This window comes from Paenibacillus ehimensis NBRC 15659 (assembly GCF_004000785.1).
Taxonomy (GTDB): domain Bacteria; phylum Bacillota; class Bacilli; order Paenibacillales; family NBRC-103111; genus Paenibacillus_G; species Paenibacillus_G ehimensis.
Genome location: NZ_BILX01000080.1, coordinates 1 through 14,598 on the forward strand (window position 1 = coordinate 1; position 14,598 = coordinate 14,598).

The following is a 14,598-nucleotide window of genomic DNA, read 5'->3' on the forward strand; positions in this document are numbered from 1 at the left end:
TTTGAAACTTTTGTGGTCAAGTCAAAAACCTTGACACCATCCAAGTTTTGAACGTACCTTTAAGGATTTGAAACAAATTCCGTGCATCAAGATCGGTATGGCTCTCGTCGTTTTGAACGTACCTTTAAGGAGTTGAAACCTCTCATTTTGATACAGATCGATAGTGTCGTATGGCGTTTTGAACGTACCTTTAAGGATTTGAAACCAGGGCGTTAGGCAAGAAGGCGGACTCGATATGAGTAGTTTTGAACGTACCTTTAAGGATTTGAAACTCTGAAATAGCTCCGTCTTTGAAACATCAATTGTAGAAGTTTTGAACGTACCTTTAAGGATTTGAAACATCAAACATACCGCCTTGATGACTCCCGACTTCGAGAGTTTTGAACATACCTACGAGGATTTGAAACATATTGGCGATTTGTTAGAGTATCAACACTTTTAACGTACCTATGAGGAATTCAGACCATTGTACAACCGTAACATGCATCGATAAAACAAAAAAAGCACCGCGAATACCAAGGCAGCTACCCCTTCGTTTCGCAGTGCTTCATAATTGTTTATTTGGACGATAGAATGCTACTCAAGTGGAGTAAAACCGATTCAGGAACGAACCAACAACTCTACAAAAATCTTCGTTCCATCCTGCTTATACGGAAGCTTTAATAGTCCTGCAGACGTTAACCCCTAACGTAAGTAAGCGGAATTAATATAGAAGAATTCAAACTTGCTGTCGCTGAAATTGGCGAACGAAGCCTTCAATTTGTCGTTCGTATGGGCGCTGTACTGCATCGTCACCGTATCGTTAGCGACGACAAACATCACATGGGAGTAATCCAAGGCGCTGATAAATCCGCCGGCCGGCGTGGTAGCTTTCTTGGTTTTGTAGAAATATTTTTTGGTACGCACCATGTAATCTTCCAAGCCGTTGCTCACATTGCGGCCTGTGTTCACCCAAGCCATCGACTCGGGCTTCCATGTGCTATCCGTCGGAATTCCGCCTGCATACATCGCCTGGGAAACGTAATTCGCGCAATCGACCCCGCCGTTCTCGGTATGCAACTTGTAGTTTCTATTCCATTTGCTTGTATTGTAGTAAGGCGCTTTCGTTACTGTAGATGTGTATCTGTTCGCATAGTCTCTTGCGGCAATCCGGTCGTAAGTAAAAGCGGCTTGGGGCTGGACTGCGCTTCGCACCGTGTAAGCCCGATTCGTCGTAACCGCTTCCAACAAATCCTTTTGCCCATGCTTCATCATCGTTTCCTCGGTTTCGGGAATGAAGTGGGCCGCCGGAATCCAATCCATATAGTTCAAAAATTCAAGCTTCGCGCTTGCGTTATCGATGTTGCCGTTGACGACTTTGGCCGTAAGCCGGAACGAGTCGTTCTGCTCCGTTGCCGTGCCGATATATTCGCCGAGATCTTTGAGCCGGTCGCTGATGACTTGTTCGGATTCCATGGCGCTGATCGCGTTGGTTTGCTTTAATGCGGCGGATTGGCTCTTCATTCCTTTGACGTAAGGGAGCTCGTCGACCGACCTGGCTTTTAACGTTTTGCTTAACGAAATGTCGACTCTTGCCGTCAGCACATTGTCTTTCACCGCGAACTCGGAGATGTCGCTGTCGATGGTATTCAGCGTGTAGTAAGGCTTGTACGCTTGCCCGACAAAATCGACAACGAATTTCTGGGCCTCTTCCCGGACTTTCGCATCTCCCGCCTGAAGCGTCGTGTCATCGGCGAAAGCGACGGCCGAAGTTAAAGCAAACAACATAATGGCGCTTGCAGCAATTTTTTTACCGAACATCATTCATTCCTCCCCGGTTTGAATTGTCATCCGTGTGCGATCTGATCCCGCACACAATACCATTATATAACAATCGGACCAGCATGAAGAGAATTTTCAATTATCCTGCAGAAAAATGGCGTTATTAAGCACGGAAAATGTCGAACACGGCGTCCCCAAGGTAAGCCTCAGCCCCCGCTTGGAAAACGGATAGGGGCTTGATCGACCTCTCGCTTCGATTGTTGTCGATCTCCAGACGCCGTCCTTCAGAAAAGCGTTCAGCTTCTCCCACTAGTTCAGGCAGCAGACAATCGTTTGAATTTTTTAGTTCTTCCCCTCGAAAAATTGCCATATATTGAAATGATTTTAATTCATAGCACTTGGAATTTGTTTGTTGAAAAAAGTTAAAAACAAAGGAGGAATTCAAATGCCTGCCATCCGCGGTGACTCTAATGATCCAAATGTTCCTGGTGTTATCGGTACAAATACCAATGGAACAGGTGTGGAAGGTTCGAGTGTTTCGAGCAGGGGGGTAGCTGGGTTCAGTACAAATGGTTGGGGTACTTCGGGTACAAGTCAAACGAACACGGGCGTAGTTGGGTCCAGTAGAAGTGGTGTGGGGATAGAAGCTCACAGTTCTTCGAACACCGCCCTTGTGGCCACCACCCAAGGTGTGAATACGCATGCCTTCATCGTTCATCAGCGGGGTTCAGGAAACATCATCACCGGTAGAAATAACACAAACTCCGACGTCTTCAGGGTCCTTGATAACGGTACTACCATTGTGCGCAATTTGATCCAAACCTGTGATAAGAACGCCAAGGAGAATTTCTCGGACGTCGACACGCTCGAGATCCTTGATAAATTAGCGGCCATACCAATCCAGTCTTGGAACTACAAGGGGGACCCGGCAAGCATTTGTCACATCGGCCCGACGGCTCAGGATTTTCAGGCTGCCTTCGGACTAAACGGAGATGACGATATACACATCTCAAGCATAGATTTGCAGGGGGTAGCATTGGCTGCTATTCAAGGTTTAAACGAGAAGAATGAAAAACTCATGGCTGAAAACGCTCAGTTACATGCGAATTTAGCTAATCTTGAGGCACGTCTATCAGCCCTTGAGACCAAGGGCTAAATCGACTCCCGAGTCCTTGGGAGCTGGGGCATTTGCTCTAGATAAGGGGTCTCAGCACAAAAAAGGCCGCCGAGCGCAAGTGCTGGCAGCCTTTTTTGCATCCGTATCTTACAGCTTGTTGAACGTGTCGGTGAGCACCGGTACGATTTGCGATTTGCGGGAAACGACGCCTTTGAGCACGGCTTTGTTGTCGTCCAGCTTCACGTTGTACGCTTGCTCCACGGCATGCGCGGCGCGGCCGAGGGCCAGGCCGATCGAATCGTTGTTCAGGATGTCCGTCACGACGAAGAGGAACAGGTCCAGGTTTTTCTCCGCGATGATGCCGGAGAGAGCCGCTTCCAGCTCCGCTTGGCGCGACAGCACGTCGTTCGTGTCAACGGCGTTCACTTGGGCGATTTCCACTTTGTAGCTGCCCATTTGGAACTCTTTGGCGTCGAGCGAGATCAGCTGGGCGATCGTCTTGTCGCTCAGATCGGCGCCGGCTTTGAGCATGTCCAGACCGTAAACTTCGGCGTTCACGCCGGCGATGTCGGCCAGCTCGCGGGCAGCGGCTACGTCTTCATCCGTGCAGGTAGGCGATTTGAACAGGAGCGAGTCGGAAATGATCGCGGACAGCATGAGACCGGCGATTTCTTTCGGAATGGCGACCCCGTTTTCTTTGTACAGCTTTTTCAGAATCGTCGCTGTGCAGCCGACAGGCTCGGCACGGTAGTACAGCGGACCGCTTGTCTCGAAGTTGGCGATGCGGTGGTGGTCGATGACCTCCAGCACGCGAACTTGGTCGATGTCGGACGCGCTTTGCTGGCGCTCGTTGTGGTCGACCAGAATGACGTTTTTCGCTTCGCTTGCCACTGTCTCGACGAGGCGCGGCGCTTCCGCTTTGAAGTAGTCGAGCGCGTATTGGGTTTCCCCGTTCACGCTGCCCAAGCGGACAGGCTCGACATTTTGGCCAAGCTGAGTTTTTAGATGCGCGTATGCAAGGGCAGAGCAGATCGAATCGGTGTCTGGGTTCTTATGTCCGAAAATAAGTACTTTTTCCATCCTTATTCTCCTTATTCGTTTTGTTTTGGCGAGAAAAGTATACCGTACATCCACATTCACAATCAAGATTCCCCATGCAGATTATATCGCAAAACTATCATTATTCCTATCCCTTTACGTAGAAATATTTAAGCTCCAGCTTTGACGAATGCCTCATCGGCTGACAGCATCCGTTTCGGACCAAAGCTGAAGCTCGGGCTCCACAGGTTGTGCACGCCCTTCAACGGGCGGCAGCCTGCCGCAGCGCCGTCAGCCGCTCGGACACGGCGTCCAGCCGGTCCTTGATCAAGATGGTGTCCGCATACGCGGCCGGGATGCCGGCGCAGCCGTAATACACGCCCGCCAGCCCGCCGGCAATCGCGCCGATCGTGTCGCTGTCGCCGCCGAGATTGGCGGCACGCTGCACGACGTCGGCGAAGCCGGTGCTGCAGGCAGTAGAGCGCCCAGCGCAGCGTATCGACGACGAAGCCGGTCGGCTCGCAGTCCGGCGCCTCGGCCAGCGCGGAAGCGTACGGCGTGCCCTGCGTTTCCGCGGCCAGCGCCGGGTGCAGCTCTTCGCCGTTCAGCAGCCGCAGCGCAATGCGGTTGTACAAGCCGCACGCTTCGTTGCACCGCTCGTCGTAGTGCGTCATCTTCGACTGCATCCGCGACATGCGGTCGACCCGGTCCGGGTCGGCATAGGCCAACGCCACCGGCAGGCAGCGCATCAGCGAGCCGTTGCCCGCGCTGCGCCCCAGATCCTGATCGGCCAGAAAGGCCGCCTCGAACCAATGGCCGTCATACCGCGCGAACGCCCGCCGGATAATATTACCGATATCCTTCGGATCGGAACGGTACCATGCCAGGAAGCGTTTCCCGATGCTCGCCATCGGGTCGTCCGGGCAGTCGAGAATGCCCTCCGCCACGCAAAGCGTCATCATCGTGTCGTCCGTGACCTCCCCCGGTTCGAGGTCCCACACCCCGCCCCCGACAATGTCGGTCAAATAGCCGTACTTGCGGCGAATCTCCTTGGCGCTCATGAATTCGGTCGTCCCGCCGAGCGCATCGCCGACGGCAACGCCGTACAGCCCGCCTTTGATGCGGTCGGCCAAGCTTGTTCCTCTATCGCTCATCCCGCTTCCCTCCTCTTCCATCCTATAGCTCCGCCCACGGTGCGCCGACGCTCGCATACTTGCGGTAGCGGCTCAGCACCCGCTTCACCCGCGCGATCCGTTCCTCCAGGCTGCCGTGCAGCGGGATGTAAGGCACCCGCCGCGCCGCCAGATCGGCCGCAATCTGCTTCTGGAACACGCGGCGCTGCACATCGCCCGAACGGTCCCACGTATCGTCGTACGGAATATCGTCTCCGCACATAAAGACCAGATCGTAACGCGAAGCCGCTTGCGCCGCCAAGTCCCGAAGGCGCGGCAGCGCCATCCCGTGATAATAGTGCGCGAACATGAACGTTGTGATCGCATTCGTATCGACGAACAGATACCCGTTCGCCTCCGGCAGCAGCTTTTCCTCCCTGGCCAGATGCCCCTCGGCAATCTCCACCAGCTGGTCCGGCGTCAGCCGGCGGTCCGTCTGATGCTGCGCCCAATACTCGCGCCCGTACTCCGGCATCCAGACCGTACCGAACTCGCGGGCCAGCGCTTCGCAAACGGTCGTTTTGCCGGTCGATGGCGCGCCGAGGAAGACGGCGGTCGTCACCAAATCCCGGTAGACCAGCGGATGGACGAACGCCCGGTTCGCATACGGGTCGCGCCGCACCGCCGTCCCCGATACCGGAAACGCCTCCCGCTTCGGGTCGACCTGCCGGTTCACGGCGTTCAGCGCTTCGCTCATATGCTCGCCGTACGGCTCGCTGGAATAAAAGTGCGTTACTCTTTGCCCGTCAAGCAGGCCGAGAATGTAATCCTCCTGCGCCTTCTTGATCTCCGGCGTATACCCCGTTTCCGTCGGCCCGTCCCAAGCCTCGATCACCTCGACCCCGGGATACAGGGCGCGAATCCAGTCCGCCCGCACCGTCAGCGGAATGTCGGTCGTTTCGGGACAATCGTAGATGACGACGATCACGTGATCTGTCTCCGTGAGGGCCGTTTCGATCATATATTGGTGCCCCCGGTGCAGGGGCGCGAATTTGCCGAGCGTCAGCCCGACCGTTAAGCGATTGCCGCTCATAGGCTCACCCCCATGCGGCCCGCCCGCTGCGCCGCCCGGTATTCGCTGCGCCACTGGATCAGCCCGCTTGTCGCGATCCCGAGGAAAATAACGTACAGCACGGCAAAAACATACAGCTCTTTATACGCATACATCCCGATCGACAGTACGTCGACCGCAATCCAGAAGTGCCAGTTTTCCAGCACCTTGTTCGACAGCAGCAGCTGCGCGATAATGCTCAGCGTCGCAATGAACGCGTCCACATAAGGGATCGATGCGTCCGTGAAGCGGGCAAGCACATAGCCCCAGCCTGCCGTCACGACGACGAGCAGCAGCGCCAGCCCCAAGCCGAGCTGCGGCGTCATCCGCCGCGTCGGCCGCACCTTCGCCTGACCGCGCTTGGTCAGCCAGACGATCCAGCCTTGAATGCTCAGGACGAAAAACACGACCTGCAGCGTCATATCCGCATACAGCTTCGCATCGTAGAACGTGACGAAAAAGCACGCCACATTCACCAGCCCGACGGGAAAGCACCAAATGTTTTGCCGCGCCGTCAGCCATACGCTGAGCATCCCGCTTGTGGTAGCCGCGATCTCCAGCGGCGTCGACGACGTGAAATAAGCGACCAGCAGCATGCAGGCGAGCAGCCCGACCATCGTATACCATCTGTCCATAAATCTCATCCTCCCGATGCAGTTCTTGTTGACAATACAATACTTTCAAAATGACTATATTGGACTCTAAAAAAATTAGCTGTACAACGACAGCTTCGGCAAATTGCCGGTAAAACGGTACAGCTGTGCGGCGCGCTGCGAGTAGCGGTTCGATTTCTTCGGCTCCCCGTTCGCGTCGCGAATCTCCTCCAATACCCCGCTGCGGCTCTGGGTCGATTTCATTTTGCGGATAAAATTCGCTTCCTCGAAGTCCGGCACTACCGTCCGGATGACCTGATACAGCTCGCCGAGCGTGAATTCGTCCGGCAAAAATTCACCGGCAATCGGGGTAACCAGCATGCTCTGTCTGACCCGCTCCAGCGCATCCGAGAGAATCCGCTTGTGGTCGAAGGCCAGCTCCAGCCGGGTCAGCGCCTCGGACACCGGGAACAGCGCCACCTCCGCCGCATCGTCGGCAGCGGCCCGCGCGGCCAAATATTTCTCATGCACCAGCGCGAAGAACGCATGGGAGATGATCCATCCCCGCGGGTCCCGGCCCGGGTCGCTGTAGACGTTGAAATATTCCATGTGCACGCCGTCCACGCCGGTCTCCTCCTGCAGCTCGCGCCTCGCGGTTTCGTACATCGACTCCGTCTCCCGGGAGAAGCCTCCGGGCAGCGCCCACATGCCCTCGTACGGCCATACCTTCCGCTTGATGAGGAGCACCTGCAGCTCCCGCTTCGGCAGCGATTTCGTCGCCGTCGGCTGCGGCTCGGACGTAATGGTGAAGATGACGATATCCGCCGGCGCCCCGTCCGGCGTCCGGTATTTGCTTGCCGTATAGTTCGAACCGTTTTCCATAGTCATGCCGCGGCTCCTCCTTTTATTTTCTGTTTCGATAATATCATTATGACATTTTTGATACATTTGTCAAGGCCCAACAAAAAAACTGCCGCTCGCAAAGGAACGGCAGGAACTAAATCGGAAATCCGCTTATTCGATTTATCGCGATCCATCAGGTCAGCTCCATCGTCGGCAGCTCGTTCAAAGCCGTCTTCGTCATGTCTTGAACGTGCTGACCGTTGGCGCGGACCAAGGTGTAATATTCGTAGTTTCCGATCACCGTGAAGTCGTCTTCCATCACCCCGGGATAGGCGCGGTTCACCGAGTAAACCTGGCTCCGGTAAGCCTGCAACGCCCGCCCCTTGTGCAGACGAAAGCCGCTGATATCGACGCGCGCCGTAATCGGGCACGTATCCTTCGGCCCCGAGTCCTGGCAGTGATCGTAATAATGAGGGATCGAGGTATAGTAAAAAGATGGCCGCCGCCCCTCCGGGTACTGCGCTTCCGCCAGCACGACCGCCTTCTCCGTCGCTTGGGAAATCGCGATATGATCGGGATGGCCTGTTACCCCGTCCGGCGGGAACGTAAGAACCGCATCCGGCTTCAGCTCCGCAATGGTCGAGCGAATCCGCTCCGCCAACGCTGCCGGATCAAGCGACTTTAATTCGCCGTCCGGGTAACGGTACAGAATGAGCTCGGCAACGCCGAGCACGGAGCACGCGCTGCGCAGCTCCGCTTCCCGGTGCCGGGCCAGCTCTTCGCGGGTGGCGAATTGAAACTCGCCCGACTTCCCCTTGCATCCCGAGGTGGCGCACGCCAGAATGACCTCATGGCCGTTGCTGCTAAGCTTGGCGATCGTCCCTCCGGCGGCAAAGGATTCGTCGTCGGGATGGGCGAAAACGAATAACCATCTTTTCTTCATTCCCCTTCAGCCCCCTGTTGTTCGGTATCAGTTCGTATCGTACTACGCCTCTGTAGACGTCTTCGTTTGCAAATAAGAGAGCCCCATGGCCGTTACGCCGTAAATCGGCTCCTTCCGGGCCTCGTCCAGCTGGACCTGCGGAGCGTAGGCTTTGATCTTGTGCATCAGCAGCTCCCGGACGTGCCCTTCGTTCTGCAGCACGCCGCCCTGCAGTATCATTGTAAACGGTTTGTCTAGGAACGACAAGTGCCGGATCACCGCAGCGACGCCGATGAACAGCTCGTGGGCGGCCGCCTCAAGAATCCGCTTCGCTTCCTTATCTCCGGCCGAAGCCGCCTGGCCGACCACACGGGACAGCTCGCTCAATTTCTCAACGGAGTAGTCCGGACCGTACATCCAGTTGAACAAGTCCTCTTCCTGGTCCATGCCCAGATGGGGCAGCACCCATTCCCCTAGCCGGGTGCCTGCCTCCCTGCCGTCATAGGCTTTGAGAATCGCCGTCACCGCCTGCTTGCCGATCCAATACCCGCTGCCTTCGTCTCCGACGCGGTGTCCCCAGCCTCCGGCTCTGGCCGTCCGTCCTTCTTCGTTAATCCCGAAGATGATGGAGCCCGTTCCGGCAATGGCGAGAATCCCCGGCTGGCCGCCGGTGGCACCGAGCAAGGCGGCATAGCCGTCATTTTCCACGATCAGGTGCCGTACCCGGATTGGCAGCCGCTCCAGCACCTCCTGCACCAGCCCGGTAATCACGCGCCGGTCGTATGCCGTATCCAGCCCCGCCAGGGCGAATACGGCGCATTCCACCTCGATCTCCGTCTGCGGCAGGCCGCTATCGTCTTTGTGACGCAAGTCCGCGATCGCACTCTCAATCCCGAACACCAGTTCCCGCATCGCACCGTCTTTTCCGATGCCCTGATAATTGGACGAGCCCCCTTTACCTTGCCCGAGTACGTTGCCCTGCCGATCCATGAAGACGACAAGGCATTTGGTCCCTCCGCCGTCAATTGCCAGCAGAGGGATGCTACGCTTGCCCATCAGGAACCACTCCACTCCGTCATGACTTGGTCCAGATGCTTCATCGCCCGCTGAATTTTGCCCTGTGCTTGCCCAAGCCAATTCAGATGGGCGTGATGCTGATACATCCGGAGGTCGATCATGCGGTGGATTTCTTTCGGACTCGGTCCCCCCGGCAAGGAGCGGATTTCCACAAAATGCACGGGGTCGAGCGCCTGGCGCAGCGTTTCTTCGGTAAGCGACGTATCCCGCCCGATGTGGCGGCGTGCGCTTTCGTTGACGATGGACAGTGTAATTTCGTTAGCCGCCAGGCCTTGGGCTAGGGACTGCTTCACGACGTCGCTGACGATATGATGGGCTTTTCTGAACGACAAGCCGTCCGTCCGCACGAGCGTATCCGCCAGCTCGGTCACCGTGGCGAAGCTGCCCTTCGTCCGCTCGCGCAGCACCTCCTTGTTCACTTCCATCGTGCCGACGACGGCGGCGAACAAACGGTACATTTTGTCCATAATGTCAAGGCTTCGCCAAGCGTAAGGCTGCATATCGTCCTCGGTATCCACAATGTCCCCGAACGGCGTATTGTGAATCATCGACAGCACCGTGTTCGTGTTGCCTACGCAGCTCGACAGCAAAGCGCGCATGTGCTCGAACGAGACGGGATTGCGCTTCTGCGGCATGATCGAGCTGATCTGTACATAGGGGGCCGCCACCTTCAGCGCGCCGAACTCCTGCGTGCACCACAGCAGCATGTCTTGCACGACCCGGCCCAGGTTGATCGCCGCCAATTGCACGGCTGTCGCCACTTCGCCCAAGTAATCGGCCCCGCCGATCGCGTCGTACGAATTGTCGATCAGCTCGTCGAAGGCAAGCAGCTCCATCATGTGCTCCCGGCTGATCGCAAAGCCCGACGTCGTCAGCGCCGCCGCCCCCATGCTGCTCCGGTTGCAGTTCGCGTACGCCGCCATGATCCGGCGGATATCCCGGTTGAGCGAATCGACGACCGCCATAAAATAATGCGCAAGCGTCGTCGGCTGAGCCTGCTGCGTATGGGTGTAGCCGATCATCAGCGTATCGGCGTGGTCTCTGGCGAACAGCAGCAGCTGCTCATTGAGCTTCAGCGCGGAGGTCAGCGTCACGATGAGCTTCTCCCGCAGCACCATCCGGTAGATGGAAATGCCCATGTCGTTGCGGCTTCGCGCCAGATGCAAATTGCCGGCGATATCGCCCGCATGCTCCAGCATTTGATGCTCGACCTGGAAGAACAGATCCTCGAACTGCCCCGTGTAGCTCGCTTGGCGGAGCGCCCCCGGGTCGATCGAGCGTATCGCTTTGGCGATCTGCTTCGCTTCGTCGGTCGTCACCAGCTTTTGCTTTTCCAGCATGATCAAGTGAGCCTTGTTGATCGCCATCATCGGGCCCAGCAAATGGGTCTTGGCTTCGTTAAAAGCCGGCTCCAGCACAACCTCCGTATACGTTTTGCCGGGGAACGTCGTCCCTTCGGTCTCCATCCATTGTTCGCGATATCCCATAGCGTTACTTGGCCTCCCCATTCTTTCCTGTTCTCATATCCAGCCATTCTTTGATGAGCAAGTTCATATTGCGGCTTGCTTCTTCGACAATACTTTGTCCCGCCTCCAAGGAGCACTGCCGGATCCGGCCCGTATAGCCGTCCCAGCCTTGGGGGGTTCCTTCCACCAAAACGTAAGGCAAAGGAGATAAAGGAGGACATGAATCTAATTCCAAGTCCGATTCCTGCACGGTCACCATTTCCGGGCGAAACGCCTTCACGGCCGACATCTCGTACGGCCCCCCGTGCCCCCTTCCCGCCATCCCTTGGAACAGCCCTAACCGCTGCGTAAAATCGACGGTCGCCATCTGCCACCAGTTGATCAGCAGAAAGCTGGCGTCGGGATAGCTGCCGGTCACCGCCTCGGCGACGGTCCGGGAAGGGCCCATATTGGCGTCGTGGGCATTCAGCAGCACGATATTGCGGATGCCGAGCCGGCAGATGCCTTCGACCACATCGGTGAGGTAGTCGATAAAAATCGAGGGCCGGACCGATATCGTTCCGGGATAATGCTGCGTTTTGCCCGGGCAAGCCGAGTACGGTACCGTCGGATAGATCAAAGGATGCAGCGAGGCAGCGATCCGTTCGGCGAAGCCGTCCGCCAAGATCGTATCGGTCCCGAGCGGAGAATGCGGACCATGGTATTCCACCGAACCTAGTGGGACGACGGCGAATTGCGCGCGCTCCGTCACTTGACCAATCTCCCGCCCGTGAACTCCGATTACATTCATATGCTCCTTAAACCTCCGCTTCTTCATCATATGGGAGAGGACCCCGAAGGGCCCCCGCCCGATGCTGTAATGTTTGCTTGCGACGTTCGTTACCCGATGTCAGGCTGCATGCTGTTGCGCCGCATGATGTTCCTTAGCGCAATTACTGCTTTTGACTAATCATATTCACAAACATGCGGATCGAGCCCGGAACCAAAGCCGGAATCTCGCGGTACCACACCAACGAGCTGTAAGTATATACCCCTTTGCCGTAATGCGCAGTGAGGAACGTGCCGGTGAACTCCTTCTCGCCCGGGTCTCCGTTCGAGATGAGCGCCGTATACTCCTTGCCCCATTCCGACGGATTGTAGGCGGAGCGGTCTTGAATCCAGCTGCTCCAATCCTGGTCCGTAATCTTGTTCGGCGTATTGAACATCGGATGATCCGGAGCCAGCATCGTGACTTTGGAGTTCTCGTCCGTTACGCGCCATTGGATGAGCGGAGCGCCGATTTTGATCGGGTACGGAGCAAGCTCCGGCGACCATTTGTCTTCCGGCTTATGATATTGGACGACGAGATTGCCGCCATTCTGCACGTAGCTCAGCAAGCGCTGGTTGCTCGGAATCAATTCCGGACGGAACGCGTAAGCGCGAATGCCCAGCACGATCGTGTCATATTGGGAAAGATCCCCGTATTGGATATCCTTCGCTTCCAGCTTCACGACATCGACGCCCACTTGACGCAGGTATTGATCGATGTTGTCGAAGCCGCTGGAGACGTAGCCTACTTTCAATTTGTCCGGGACCTTCAGGTCGAAGGCCTGGATTTTCAGCTCGGCCGGCTGCACCATGTACGTCTTGCCGATATGCGGATACTCGATGACCTGCGCGCCCTGCGTGCTCTGCACATCGCCGTTCTTCGCGACGGCCGTCACGGTGAATTTACCCGGCGCGACGTTCGAAGCGGCCTTGACCGTGAACGCGACGGACTTCGTTTCGCCTTTCGTCGCAAAGCTCAGCTCTTCGGCTGCCGGCTCCGCCGTCCAGCCTTCCGGCACGTTCAGCGACACGGCAGCTTTGGATGCGCCCGGCGTATAGTTGCGCACGGTAACCTTCACCGGAATCGGCTCCTGCGCTTTGAGCGTATTCAGAATCGTTGCGCTCGGGCTGAGCGACATCGAATACGGAGGCAGCACGGCTACGGCGTTTTGCGGCGTCACGTTCAGCGTCGTTGCCGTATCGTACGCCCGGTATTCGACCTTCGCGTTGAATACCGAAGGATCGTAAGGCTTGAACAGCGGGGCATCCGCAGGAACGGTCACCTCAAAGGTGGCCGATGCCGTCTCGTTGTAGCCTAATTGCTCGAAACTGGTTGCTCCGGCCGGCTTCGCCGTCCAGCCTGCGGGCACGTTCAGGCTGAGGTTGAGGTTGTTCAATTTCACGGAACCGCCATTGAAGGCCGACACGGTGACCTTCGTCGTCTGACCGGCAACCAGCTCGCTTGCGGCGGGCTTGACCTTCGCCACGACGGACGCCGATTCCATACTCGCTTTATTCAACTGTTCTTCTTTGACATGAAGCCGGTGGAGCAGGTCCTCCTTGACCGCCGCCTCCAAGCCGGATGCTTTGACGTCGGCCAGCGCCGTCTGGACATCGGCTTTCATTTCATGGACTTCCTTCAGCACCTTGGTAAAGCTCGGGTAAGCGGCAACGACTTCGTCCGCATCCTTTTGCAGCTCGCGCAGGTGCTTGACGATCTTGTTGTCTTTGCCCTTCGCGTCGATTTCTTTCGCCAAATCCTCGAAGGTGAAGGCGATGCCGTCGAAGAAGTCTTTTTCTTTGTCCGCCGATTTCACCGTGCTCAAATCCAGCTTGTAGTAATTGCTGAACAAATCGCCTTGTACGGGGCCTTCGTCATAGACCTTCCCCATGCCTTGGCTCTTATGCATGAAGCGGGATTCTTCCCCAAGCTGGAGATAAGACGCCCCATAGATTTCGTCGTAATCCCCGATCGGCACGTTCACGGTGTAATCCTTGGCATTGGCGGGCAGATACAGCTTCTTGATCTGCCAAGGCTTTAGCCCTTGCTTCAGATGTTCAGGGAAAATCTCCGGATTCGCCGCATCTTTGAACGCCCGAACGGTAAGCACGTTGATCGTTCGGTGATGCCCGTGCGTGGAGCTTTCATTCAAAAACGAAGGAATGATTACATCCGGACGCAGCTCGCGAATTTTGCGGATCAATCGTTCGTAAGCGACCGAGTCGCCCCATTTCTCCAGCGTTTCCTCTACGCTCTTGGAAAAGCCGAAATCGTAGATCGGATCGTCCAGCTGCTCGCCCAGCATGCCCAACGTCACGTTGGTGATTTTGGACGCTTCCTGCAGCTCGCGGGTCCGAATGATGCCGAGGGCTTGCCCCAGCTCGCTCCCGATTTCGTTCTGTCCCCCTTCTCCCCGGACAGCGATGACACTGGAGGTGTTCACCCCTCTCCCCAAGGAAAGATACGCCAAGGTCGCGCTGTGTTCATCGTCCGGATGCGCTCCTGTGTTCATCGCGCTGGCAATCGTGGTCAGCGGTTTAATCGACTTCCACAGATCGACGACGCCCCGGTCCGCATACGCGGGCTGAGCTTGCGCGGGCAGCAGCATGCCGCCCGCCAGTACGGCGCTCATGACAATGGAACAAAACTTTGAGGTCGACTTACCCTTGATCATCTAACTCCTCCTCTGATGGTGGAATGTTCCTCAGCCGGAAATGGCCATTTTCCCGCTGTATATCATAACGTGGATG

The 14,598-nt window shown here is 56.5% G+C and carries 11 protein-coding genes, 1 pseudogene and 1 CRISPR repeat array; of the genes and pseudogenes, 1 reads left to right on the plus strand and 11 read right to left on the minus strand.

Annotated features, from left to right (window positions below):
* The first annotated feature begins 44 nt into the window (after positions 1-44).
* Positions 45-407: direct repeats of the CRISPR family, unit length 30 nt; unit sequence GTTTTGAACGTACCTTTAAGGATTTGAAAC.
* A gap of 277 nt (positions 408-684) precedes the next feature.
* Positions 685-1,800: an amidase domain-containing protein gene (locus tag PEH01S_RS28910; RefSeq protein ID WP_127489617.1), complete on the minus strand. Its 1,116-nt coding sequence runs from the start codon at positions 1,798-1,800 to the stop codon at positions 685-687.
* Positions 1,801-2,173: 373 nt separating this feature from the next.
* Between PEH01S_RS28910 and PEH01S_RS28915 the strand changes: the two genes are divergently transcribed.
* Positions 2,174-2,917 (plus strand): tail fiber domain-containing protein, encoded by a 744-nt coding sequence (locus tag PEH01S_RS28915; protein ID WP_127489619.1) that lies wholly within the window; start codon positions 2,174-2,176, stop codon positions 2,915-2,917.
* A 108-nt stretch (positions 2,918-3,025) separates the two neighbouring features.
* Here the strand turns inward: PEH01S_RS28915 and PEH01S_RS28920 are convergent, their stop codons facing one another.
* The 10 genes and pseudogenes from PEH01S_RS28920 to PEH01S_RS28965 all read right to left on the minus strand — a co-directional run bounded on the left by PEH01S_RS28920 (position 3,026) and on the right by PEH01S_RS28965 (position 14,522).
* Positions 3,026-3,958, minus strand: a complete 933-nt coding sequence (locus PEH01S_RS28920; protein ID WP_025848343.1) for a manganese-dependent inorganic pyrophosphatase — start codon at positions 3,956-3,958, stop codon at positions 3,026-3,028.
* A 220-nt stretch (positions 3,959-4,178) separates the two neighbouring features.
* A pseudogene (locus tag PEH01S_RS28925) lies at positions 4,179-5,070 on the minus strand (ADP-ribosylglycohydrolase family protein).
* A 22-nt stretch (positions 5,071-5,092) separates the two neighbouring features.
* A complete protein-coding gene (locus PEH01S_RS28930) occupies positions 5,093-6,121 on the minus strand; it encodes an AAA family ATPase (protein ID WP_127489621.1) in 1,029 nt (342 codons plus the stop codon).
* On the minus strand, positions 6,118-6,774 hold the full coding sequence (gene pnuC, locus PEH01S_RS28935; RefSeq protein WP_025848338.1) for a nicotinamide riboside transporter PnuC: 657 nt from the start codon (positions 6,772-6,774) through the stop codon (positions 6,118-6,120). The genes PEH01S_RS28930 and pnuC overlap by 4 nt, the downstream gene beginning before the upstream one ends.
* 75 nt (positions 6,775-6,849) lie before the next feature.
* Positions 6,850-7,620 (minus strand): NUDIX domain-containing protein, encoded by a 771-nt coding sequence (locus tag PEH01S_RS28940; protein WP_025848336.1) that lies wholly within the window; start codon positions 7,618-7,620, stop codon positions 6,850-6,852.
* A 148-nt stretch (positions 7,621-7,768) separates the two neighbouring features.
* Positions 7,769-8,518: a PIG-L deacetylase family protein gene (locus PEH01S_RS28945; RefSeq protein ID WP_127489623.1), complete on the minus strand. Its 750-nt coding sequence runs from the start codon at positions 8,516-8,518 to the stop codon at positions 7,769-7,771.
* 42 nt (positions 8,519-8,560) lie between these two features.
* On the minus strand, positions 8,561-9,553 hold the full coding sequence (locus PEH01S_RS28950; protein WP_025848332.1) for an N-acetylglucosamine kinase: 993 nt from the start codon (positions 9,551-9,553) through the stop codon (positions 8,561-8,563).
* Positions 9,553-11,061 carry an argininosuccinate lyase gene (gene argH, locus PEH01S_RS28955; RefSeq protein WP_025848330.1) on the minus strand — a complete coding sequence of 503 codons (1,509 nt, stop codon included), beginning with the start codon at positions 11,059-11,061 and terminating at the stop codon, positions 9,553-9,555. The genes PEH01S_RS28950 and argH overlap by 1 nt, the downstream gene beginning before the upstream one ends.
* A gap of 4 nt (positions 11,062-11,065) precedes the next feature.
* Positions 11,066-11,830: a creatininase family protein gene (locus PEH01S_RS28960; protein WP_127489625.1), complete on the minus strand. Its 765-nt coding sequence runs from the start codon at positions 11,828-11,830 to the stop codon at positions 11,066-11,068.
* A 142-nt stretch (positions 11,831-11,972) separates the two neighbouring features.
* The gene (locus tag PEH01S_RS28965) at positions 11,973-14,522 is read right to left on the minus strand and encodes an NEW3 domain-containing protein (RefSeq protein ID WP_127489627.1); all 2,550 of its coding nucleotides are present in this window, start codon (positions 14,520-14,522) and stop codon (positions 11,973-11,975) included.
* Positions 14,523-14,598 lie beyond the last annotated feature (76 nt).

Coding starts and splice junctions, on each gene's coding strand:
- PEH01S_RS28910 (WP_127489617.1), bottom strand. CDS start 1,800: ATGTTCGGTAAAAAAATTGCTGCAAGCGCCATTATGTTGTTTGCTTTA.
- PEH01S_RS28920 (WP_025848343.1), bottom strand. CDS start 3,958: ATGGAAAAAGTACTTATTTTCGGACATAAGAACCCAGACACCGATTCG.
- PEH01S_RS28930 (WP_127489621.1), bottom strand. CDS start 6,121: ATGAGCGGCAATCGCTTAACGGTCGGGCTGACGCTCGGCAAATTCGCG.
- pnuC (WP_025848338.1), bottom strand. CDS start 6,774: ATGGACAGATGGTATACGATGGTCGGGCTGCTCGCCTGCATGCTGCTG.
- PEH01S_RS28940 (WP_025848336.1), bottom strand. CDS start 7,620: ATGACTATGGAAAACGGTTCGAACTATACGGCAAGCAAATACCGGACG.
- PEH01S_RS28945 (WP_127489623.1), bottom strand. CDS start 8,518: ATGAAGAAAAGATGGTTATTCGTTTTCGCCCATCCCGACGACGAATCC.
- PEH01S_RS28950 (WP_025848332.1), bottom strand. CDS start 9,553: ATGGGCAAGCGTAGCATCCCTCTGCTGGCAATTGACGGCGGAGGGACC.
- argH (WP_025848330.1), bottom strand. CDS start 11,061: ATGGGATATCGCGAACAATGGATGGAGACCGAAGGGACGACGTTCCCC.
- PEH01S_RS28960 (WP_127489625.1), bottom strand. CDS start 11,830: ATGAATGTAATCGGAGTTCACGGGCGGGAGATTGGTCAAGTGACGGAG.
- PEH01S_RS28965 (WP_127489627.1), bottom strand. CDS start 14,522: ATGATCAAGGGTAAGTCGACCTCAAAGTTTTGTTCCATTGTCATGAGC.